This window comes from Bacillus sp. JJ664 (assembly GCF_036962205.1).
Taxonomy (GTDB): domain Bacteria; phylum Bacillota; class Bacilli; order Bacillales; family Bacillaceae_G; genus Gottfriedia.
Genome location: NZ_JBALMS010000143.1, coordinates 1 through 9,109 on the forward strand (window position 1 = coordinate 1; position 9,109 = coordinate 9,109).

9 protein-coding genes are annotated in these 9,109 nt (G+C 32.1%); 7 read left to right on the plus strand and 2 right to left on the minus strand.

Annotated features, from left to right (window positions below):
* The first annotated feature begins 49 nt into the window (after positions 1 to 49).
* The 6 genes from msrA to V7056_RS18250 all read left to right on the plus strand — a co-directional run bounded on the left by msrA (position 50) and on the right by V7056_RS18250 (position 4,404).
* Positions 50 to 568, plus strand: coding sequence for a peptide-methionine (S)-S-oxide reductase MsrA (gene msrA / locus V7056_RS18225; protein WP_499703818.1), 519 nt, complete (start codon positions 50 to 52; stop codon positions 566 to 568).
* Positions 569 to 646: 78 nt separating this feature from the next.
* Positions 647 to 2,107, plus strand: a complete 1,461-nt coding sequence (locus V7056_RS18230; RefSeq protein WP_499703819.1) for an MDR family MFS transporter — start codon at positions 647 to 649, stop codon at positions 2,105 to 2,107.
* A 23-nt stretch (positions 2,108 to 2,130) separates the two neighbouring features.
* A complete protein-coding gene (gene rarD / locus V7056_RS18235; protein WP_499703820.1) occupies positions 2,131 to 3,066 on the plus strand; it encodes an EamA family transporter RarD in 936 nt (311 codons plus the stop codon).
* A 39-nt stretch (positions 3,067 to 3,105) separates the two neighbouring features.
* The gene (ybaK, locus tag V7056_RS18240) at positions 3,106 to 3,582 is read left to right on the plus strand and encodes a Cys-tRNA(Pro) deacylase (protein ID WP_499703821.1); all 477 of its coding nucleotides are present in this window, start codon (positions 3,106 to 3,108) and stop codon (positions 3,580 to 3,582) included.
* Between the two features lie 23 nt (positions 3,583 to 3,605).
* The gene (locus V7056_RS18245) at positions 3,606 to 3,863 is read left to right on the plus strand and encodes a DUF1294 domain-containing protein (RefSeq protein ID WP_499703822.1); all 258 of its coding nucleotides are present in this window, start codon (positions 3,606 to 3,608) and stop codon (positions 3,861 to 3,863) included.
* A 241-nt stretch (positions 3,864 to 4,104) separates the two neighbouring features.
* Complete coding sequence (locus tag V7056_RS18250) at positions 4,105 to 4,404, plus strand: hypothetical protein (RefSeq protein WP_499703823.1); 300 nt, start codon at positions 4,105 to 4,107, stop codon at positions 4,402 to 4,404.
* A gap of 45 nt (positions 4,405 to 4,449) precedes the next feature.
* On the opposite strand, the gene V7056_RS18255 is transcribed toward V7056_RS18250, so the two are convergent.
* Together V7056_RS18255 and V7056_RS18260 are read right to left on the minus strand one after the other, a co-directional pair.
* Positions 4,450 to 5,679: an MFS transporter gene (locus V7056_RS18255; RefSeq protein WP_499703824.1), complete on the minus strand. Its 1,230-nt coding sequence runs from the start codon at positions 5,677 to 5,679 to the stop codon at positions 4,450 to 4,452.
* A 268-nt stretch (positions 5,680 to 5,947) separates the two neighbouring features.
* Complete coding sequence (locus tag V7056_RS18260) at positions 5,948 to 7,135, minus strand: alanyl-tRNA editing protein (RefSeq protein ID WP_499703825.1); 1,188 nt, start codon at positions 7,133 to 7,135, stop codon at positions 5,948 to 5,950.
* Between the two features lie 196 nt (positions 7,136 to 7,331).
* Between V7056_RS18260 and V7056_RS18265 the strand changes: the two genes are divergently transcribed.
* Positions 7,332 to 8,954, plus strand: coding sequence for an ABC-F family ATP-binding cassette domain-containing protein (locus V7056_RS18265; protein WP_499703826.1), 1,623 nt, complete (start codon positions 7,332 to 7,334; stop codon positions 8,952 to 8,954).
* Positions 8,955 to 9,109: the final 155 nt, after the last annotated feature.

The following is a 9,109-nucleotide window of genomic DNA, read 5'->3' on the forward strand; positions in this document are numbered from 1 at the left end:
ATACATAAAAATATTATGTAAACTAAATCGTTTGAAGGAGGATTTACAAATGCTACAAAAAGCAACATTTGCAGGTGGATGTTTCTGGTGTATGGTAACACCATTTGAAGACCTACCGGGCATACACGGTATTGTGTCGGGTTATATGGGAGGACACATAGAAAATCCAACATATGAAGAAGTTAAAAAAGGCAGTACGGGGCACTATGAAGTAGTTCAAATTATGTTTGACGATGAAGTATTTCCTTATAAAAAATTATTAGATCTATTTTGGCCACAAATTGATCCAACTGATGCAGATGGACAGTTCCAAGATCGTGGTCCTCAATATCGAGCAGCAATTTTTGTTCATAATGAATCTCAACTTGCGGAAGCTACAGCTTCAAAGGAAGAAATAATCGCAGGTTCACGTTTTAAAAAGCCGATCGTAACAGAAATTTTGCAAGCTTCAACATTTTATAAGGCTGAAGAATATCACCAAGATTATCATAAGAAAAATCCAAAGCACTATAAAGAAGATCGTGCGATGTCTGGTAGAGATGAATTCATTAACGAAAATTGGAAATAAGTTATAAAATGGAAGCTCATTTGGGCTTCTATTATTTTAAGCGCATTCATTTGAAAAAATTGAAAGGAGATAGCAATTATGGAATTAAAACAGACGAATAGAAAGTATGTTACTGTTGGATTATTAGTAGCGGTAACGTTAGCGGCAATTGAAGGTACTATTATTACAACTGCTACTCCTACAATTACGTCAGATCTTTCAGGTGTGAATTTAATGAGTTGGATTTTTGCAGCCTATATGTTAGCTATGACTGTAACAACCCCAATATATGGAAAATTATCTGACTTATTTGGCCGTAAAAATTTATTGATTTTTGGAATACTCATGTTTGTGTTAGGTTCAATTTTATGTGGTTTTGCTCAGAATATGGGTCAGTTAATCACGTTTCGAGCGATTCAAGGAATAGGTGCTGGGGCAGCATTGCCACTTACAATGACAGTCATCGGTGATCTATATCCGTATCAAGAGCGTGCTAAGGTTCAAGGCTTTATAAGTGCTGTTTGGGCTGTATCAAGTGTAATTGGACCTTTAGTTGGTGGATTTTTTGTTGATTTTATTTCATGGCGATTTATCTTTTTTATTAATATTCCATTTGGTATATTGTCTACCTATATATTGTGGAAATTCTATCATCAAAAAGTTGAACAAACAAAACGAATATCGATTGATTACTTAGGTACAATTTTATTTATCATCAGTACATTATCAGTTTTATATGCTTTAGTAGTAGGGGGAGAGAAGGGGGATTGGAGTTCTTCTAATCTAATTTTTCTATTTAGTATTGCAATTATTTTCTTTATACTGTTCCTTTATGTTGAAACGAAAGCAGTTGAACCATTATTACCATTATCACTTTTTAAGATTCAAAATTTAGTTGTGACATATGCGGCGATGTTTGTTGCACATGCATTACTAATTGGAATCGAAGTGTATTTACCAGTATATAATCAAAGCGTCTTTGGAAAAAGTGCCACAGAGTCAGGTTTAATGTTAATACCATTATCGTTTTCTTGGACAATTGGCTCATTCTTGTCTGGACGACTAATTAAACAGCTGTCAGCAAAACAAATCATTTTATTTGGGGCTTTCTTCTGTATGATCGGTTCTTTAGGTTTATATGGACTGCATAATGTAGAGTTTTTTGTTTATGTATGTAATGCGTTTTTAGGATTAGGTTTTGGGTTATCATTTCCAATTTATATGATTATCATTTCTTCTGCTGTTGAAACAAATCAAAGAGGAATTGCTATTGCAGCAAATTCGTTTCTGAATACATTTAGTCAGACAATTACAGTCGCGATCTTAGGGACTATTTTTACCCTGAAAGCATCTAGCTTTTTAAATGGACAAAAATTAGTTTTAGGTGCACATAGTCAATCTGGAGAACATGTAGTATCTGAAACCATAAAAAATGCAGTTACTGCAGGATTTCAAACAATTACCCTTTTAATGGCAATTTTTAGTGTAATCACATTTATTTTTGTACTATTTTTACCTAAAACACATTCCGAAGAAAAGAAAGTTGAAGTGGCTCAATAATAAATAAAGAAAGCTGGGAAAATATGAACTCAACCATGAAAGGGATATTGTATGGCGTGTTTGCCTATGTTGTATGGGGCATCTTACCAATTTATTGGAAGCTTGTGCAGGATATTGCACCTTTTGAAATATTAACACATCGAATCATGTGGTCATTTGTAACATTAGTGATTTTTATATTTTTAATTAGAAAAGGAAGAGAATTCAAAGAAACTTGGAAACAAGTAATTGGAAATAAGAAAGTCCTATTTTCAATGATTTTGGTATCTCTGTTAATCAGTACAAATTGGTTACTTTATATATGGGCAGTTAACTCAAATCATATTTTAGATGCTAGCTTAGGGTACTATATTAATCCATTAGTTAGTATTATACTTGGCGTAATTGTGTTAAAAGAGAAATTGTCGTTTTGGCAAATTTTTTCTGTTTGTCTCGCAACAATCGGTGTGGGGTATTTAACAATCACTTCTGGCACATTACCAATCATCGCGATCTGCTTATCTTTAACGTTTGCTTTTTACGGGCTTTTAAAGAAATTATTGAAAATAGAAGCATTTTTTAGTTTAACGATTGAAACTTTATTAATTTTCCCGGTAGCACTTATTTATTTCATATTCTTATCGGCAAATGGAGATGCAGGATTCATTAAGAGTGCTCCAATTGAGCAATTACTATTGGTCGGTGCAGGTTTCGTAACAATTTTACCTTTATTATTTTTCGGCAAAGCAACAGAATTAATTCCATACACATATGTAGGTTTCTTACAGTTTATCTCGCCAACAATTAGCTTGTTAATTGGTGTATTATTATACGGTGAAAGCTTTACACATACTGATATGATTTCATTTTCATTTATTTGGGTAGCATGTTTATTCTTCTCTATTTCAAATACGCCATTTATGAAATCTATTGAACAAAAGTTTAAAAAGCAAAATAAAAAACAGTCAATGTCAGCATAAGCTTGATTTATGCGTTTGAATGCATTGAAAGGAGTACCAATGTCTGGAAGTAAAACGAATGCAATGAGAATATTAGATTCAAAAAAAGTACAATATCAAACTTTTTCATACGAAATAACTGATGGAAAGATTGATGGCGTATCTGTTGCTAATAAAATTGGGAAAGAACCAGAAATGGTGTATAAAACATTAGTGTCGATTACGCCATCTAAATCAATATATGTGTTTGTTATTCCGGTAGAAAAAGAGTTGGATTTGAAATTAGCGGCAAAAGTAGCGGGAGAAAAAAAGCTGGAATTATTACCAGTAAAGGATTTACTAACGAACACCGGGTATGTTCGTGGAGGATGTTCTCCAATCGGAATGAAAAAGCAATTTCCAACGGTTATTGAACAATCTGCGGACCAATTAAATGAGATTATTGTTAGTGGTGGTAAGATAGGTATACAACTTCAACTGAATGTAAATGATTTAATACAAACAACTCGAAGCAAACTAGCAAAAGTTGCAAAATGACCGAAGTTTTGAGGGATCTAAACATGAACTATTTTTATTGTTATTTAATCATCGTAAATATACTATCTTATACTGTTATGGGAATCGATAAATACCGTGCACGACGAAAACTTTGGAGAGTCCCTGAACGGATCTTGTTTTTATTAGCGATTATCGGTGGGTCAATCGGGTCGATATTAGCGATGTACTATTTCCGTCATAAAACAAAGCATCCAAAATTTGTCTTTGGATACTGGATTATTTTATTTATCCAATGTGTTTTGTACTTCTTCTTTTTCTAATTTCTTTCGGATAGTCTCCTATTAATTGTACAAAATATTTTTATAACAATTAGTAAGGAGGCGATAGTAATGGGACGTGGAAAAGGCGGCAGAACAAATAACGCTGGGCAAAAACAACCTAATTATGATGATAAGTCAAATTTAGCAGAATCAAAAAAAAATAAAGCTCAACAGTAAAAAAGAGTGCCTGTTATCAGTTCTTTGATTAACAGGCTTTCTTTATTGGAAATGGGGAAATGTAATGAAAAAAGAATGGTTTGCAAGATTGGATGGACTTGGTATTAATGAAGTATCAAATGAGAATATGACAATCTACTTTATTAGTGAAGAAAATGTAGATGAAGCGGTGAAAGATTTAAGTAGAAAAGTGAAATGGGATGAAAATTGGTTAATCATTGGATTCGAAGATGAAACCGATGATGTTATATTTATTAATCAGTTAACTGGAGAAGTTTGTACTGCTTATGAGTTTGAAAAAAGTTGGGAAGTAGTGACATTATATTCAAGTGTAAATGAGTTTTTAAAAGCTTATGGATATTAAAATTAGAAAAAGATGAATACTTATGACAGTATTCATCTTTTTTTGTTAGACTGATATATTTTGTGTGTCTTTCAATGCATCGGCTTGTTTGTACTTTCTTTCATTTACATATAGCTTACCGATAATCATCAATGAGACAGCACCAAATATTAGTACCATATATCTTAGACCTATTGTATCTAAAAATAAACCAGTACTTAATAATACAATTTGAAACATGACACGTTCATACATGCTTCTAAATGAAAAAAGTCTACCATGATAAGTTTTGTCAATGGATGTTTGGAATAGGGTAGATGAAACAGGGAAGAAACATCCAACTGCTAATCCGAAAAGTGAAAATGAAACAATTGGCATCCAGTGAATATTTGCAAAAAATAGTGTTAAATGAGCAATAGCTACCATCGTTGTGAAAAAATATAATAACCCTGTGTTTGAGAACTTTTTAGTTAATCGTTTAATGATAAATGCACCGAGCATAAACGATATCCCTTCAAATGTATAAATAAGTCCTTTTATCGAATCATTATGTTGTAAATCACTGATCTCAATTACCATTAAATTAAATCCGCCAATAAATAAAAGAGGGATAATATTCAAAATGATTAAATGTAATACACCTGGTGTACTTTGAATTAAACGAAATATTTCAGTAAAGCCTTCTTTTTGTTTCGGATTATTTGTTTTTACATCCGATGAAACTTGAACTTTCGATTGTTCTTCAAACCGTAAGAAGAATGTCATGATAAAAAGAAATGCATACGCCAGCATACTAATCCCATAAACATTCGTTAAACTCGTTGCGACAACTAAAATACCACCAATTGATGTTCCAGCTATACGAGCAATTGTTGAAATATTCATATGAATCCCATTTAAAGTTAACAACTGATCTTCTTTCACAATAAGTGGAATTACCGCTTGAAGAGCTGGGAAATAAAATGCCGCTGATATTTGTAAACATACTAAAAATAAAACCATAAAAATTATATTTTCATTATGAATCGCAATAAACATAATGATTGTACTTAATGTTCGACCAAGTCCACTAATTAATAATATTTTCTTCTTTGAATATTGATCAATTAATCGACCAGCTAATGGACCAACAAAAACACCTGCAAGTAATCCAAAAAAGAGGATAAGAGATTTAAAGAAATCGGAAGGGACATGCTGTTGCATAAAATCAAGATTCCCAATTATTCCAACCCATAATCCGATTCCAGCTCCAAATTCTCCGATTAGAACAATCCAAACGTTACGGTTTCTCCACATTTATAAAAACCTCTTTTTCTAAGAATATTTCTGAGACTTTAGCTATTATCTCAAATATAGGATAAAAAAACTATTAAAAATATTTAAATTTATTAAAAAAAAGAAGCCATTTAGGCTTCCGTTGCTATGAGTAGAGTATTACGAGATTTAGATTTTGGAACTGTTAAAAGACGCTTATTTCGAGTAGTTAACCCTCTTGTGAAGTAGGGGGACAGTTTTGAATTTATGGAACAAGAAATAATGTTTCGTGTCAGTCTAAAAAAGTTTTTTATTCTTCTATCTCATATTCAAGATTATGTAACAGTAAATTAGTTGCTTCTTTTAATTTAGAAGAAGAATCAAATGTAGCTTGCGCTTGTTGTGGACTGCCTCCGCCTTTGCCATCGATTTGAGAAAGTATGTTTTTAAGGACATTTCCGCAATGAAGATCAGAGCCTGTTTGATTTAAAAATAAAAGTCTATTGTCTTTTAAACTTGTAAAAATAATTATGGAAGGTTGCTTATTTTGAATTATTTTCGTTAGCAATTGTAAATCCTTCATATCTTCTTCGGTAAATGATTGGAATATGATGCCATTTTTAGCATTTACCAAACATTCATTGGAGATTGAATCAAAAATCAACGCTTTTAGACGATCAATTTCTTTTTGAGTTTCCTTTAATTCATAAATTGTTTGTTCAATTTTATCTTTTAATTGATCTGAATTAGTATTAAATAATAGATTGATGCTTGTTACGATTTGATTTGTTTTTTGAAATTCTTCAAGAGCACGATTCCCACATTTAAAATGAAGTCGGGTAGATTGTCTAACTTTCTCAGTTTTCATCAACTTTAGCAAACCAATTTCACCTGTTTGTTTGACATGGGTACCACAACAAGCTGAAACATCAATATCTGTTATTTCTACAATTCGTATATCCTCATCATTTACTTTTGGTAATTTTCGTAGGTTAAGTGAATTTAGTTGATCTCTTTTAACGAAATATGTTTTAATCTCATTATTTTCGATAAGTTTTTGGTAAACAGCTAGCTCAATCTGGATTAATTGATTTGATGACAGACTAGGTGTATCCAAATCGATAGTGACCGTATCTTTACCAAGATGAAAACTGATTGTTTGAATATCATATAACTCGATAATCGCAGCAGATAGAAGATGCTGGCCACTATGGTGTTGCATATGATCAAGTCTTCGATCCCAATCAATGACACATTTCACTGTATCACTATTCGGTTTTTCTTTTAAAACGTGAATGACTTCAGTATCATGATCAATACATTCGATTAATTCTATTCCGTCAATTGTCCCAGAATCAGATGGTTGACCACCACTTTCAGGGTAAAATGCAGAATCTTCTAACTTAATATGGTAAAGTCCATCTATTTCTTGTATATCAACGATGGAAGTTGTCCATTCTTTCAATGTGGGCTGTTCATAATATAATTTTTGAGTCATCATCTTACCTCATTATTTTTACTTTAAGATTATTATATAGAGTGTTTGTGAAAAACAAAAATATTTACTATAAAAATTTGAATAAAAATATCTAAACTTTTCATCGTATAACAACTAAGTCATATAGAAAGGTTTTAATTTTACTAAAAAATATGGTATTGTTAAGAGTAGAGCAAAAGAGAGTTGGAGGAAAACAATGATTACACTTAGTAATATTAGTTTGCGTTTTGCGGACAGAAAATTATTTGATGATGTTAATATAAAATTTACACCTGGAAACTGTTACGGTTTAATCGGGGCAAATGGTGCAGGTAAATCTACACTAATTAAAATCTTATCTGGAGATATCGAACCATCTACGGGCGACGTTATTATTACGCCAGGTGAGCGTTTAGCAGTGTTGAAACAGAATCAATTCGAATATGAAGAATTTGAAGTACTTCAAACTGTTGTAATGGGACATACTCGTCTATATGAAGTTATGAAAGAAAAAGATGCTATCTATATGAAAGAAGATTTTACTGAAGAAGATGGCATGAAAGCAGCAGAACTTGAAGGTGAATTTGCAGAATTAAATGGTTGGGAAGCAGAATCTGAAGCTGCAATTTTATTAAAAGGCTTAGGGATCACCGAAGCACTTCATGATAAAAAAATGAGTGAATTACAAGCTGGCGAAAAAGTAAAAGTATTACTTGCTCAAGCTCTTTTCGGTCAACCAGATATTCTATTATTAGATGAGCCTACGAATAACTTAGATTTAAAAGCTGTTCAATGGTTAGAAAATTTCTTAATTAATTTTGAAAATACTGTTATTGTTGTTTCCCATGACCGTCATTTCTTGAATCAAGTTTGTACACATATGGCTGACCTTGATTTTGGTAAAGTACAGCTTTATGTAGGTAACTATGATTTCTGGTATGAGTCTAGCCAATTAGCTCAAAGATTAATGGGTGACGCTAACAAAAAGAAAGAAGAGAAGATTAAAGAGCTTCAAAACTTTATTGCTCGTTTTAGTTCAAATGCATCAAAAGCAAAACAAGCAACTTCTCGTAAAAAATTATTAGACAAAATTACATTAGATGATATTAAACCTTCTTCTCGCCGTTATCCCTTCGTTGGATTTACACCTGAAAGAGAAGTTGGAAATGACCTATTAACTGTTGAAGGAATTTCAAAAACAATTGATGGAGAAAAAGTATTAGATAATGTTCGTTTTACAGTAAATAAAGGTGATAAAATTGCTTTTGTTGGTAAAAATGACGTTTCAATTACAACTTTATTCAAAATATTAATGGGTGAAATGGAGCCAGATACTGGTTCATTTAAATGGGGAGTTACAACATCTCAAGCATTTTTCCCAAAAGACAACTCAGAGTTCTTTGAAAACAGTGAAATGAACTTAATCGAATGGTTACGCCAATTCTCTCCACAAGATGAGTCAGAAAGCTTCCTACGTGGATTCCTAGGTCGTATGTTGTTCTCTGGTGAAGAAGTAATGAAAAAAGCTTCAGTTCTTTCTGGGGGAGAAAAAGTTCGTTGTATGCTATCAAAAATGATGCTAAGCGGAGCAAATGTCCTAGTACTAGATGATCCTACAAACCATTTAGACCTAGAATCAATCACAGCCCTAAATGATGGTTTAATTGCATTTAAAGGAACAGCTTTATTCACATCACATGACCACCAGTTCATCCAAACAATCGCTAACCGTATCATCGAAGTAACACCAAACGGCTTAGTAGACAAAGAATGTACGTACGATGAATTCTTAGAGAATTCAGATTTACAAAAACAAGTAGAATCATTATATAAAAAATAATTTAAAAAACACTGAACCTTTTCGAAATGGATTCAGTTTAAGAGTTAAAGGACCAAATTCTTATGAATTTGGTCCTTTTGTTATTATTTTGAAAATACATAGTAAACTATAATTTACAACTTGATATAAGCACCATTTCTAAAGAGAAGAAGAAT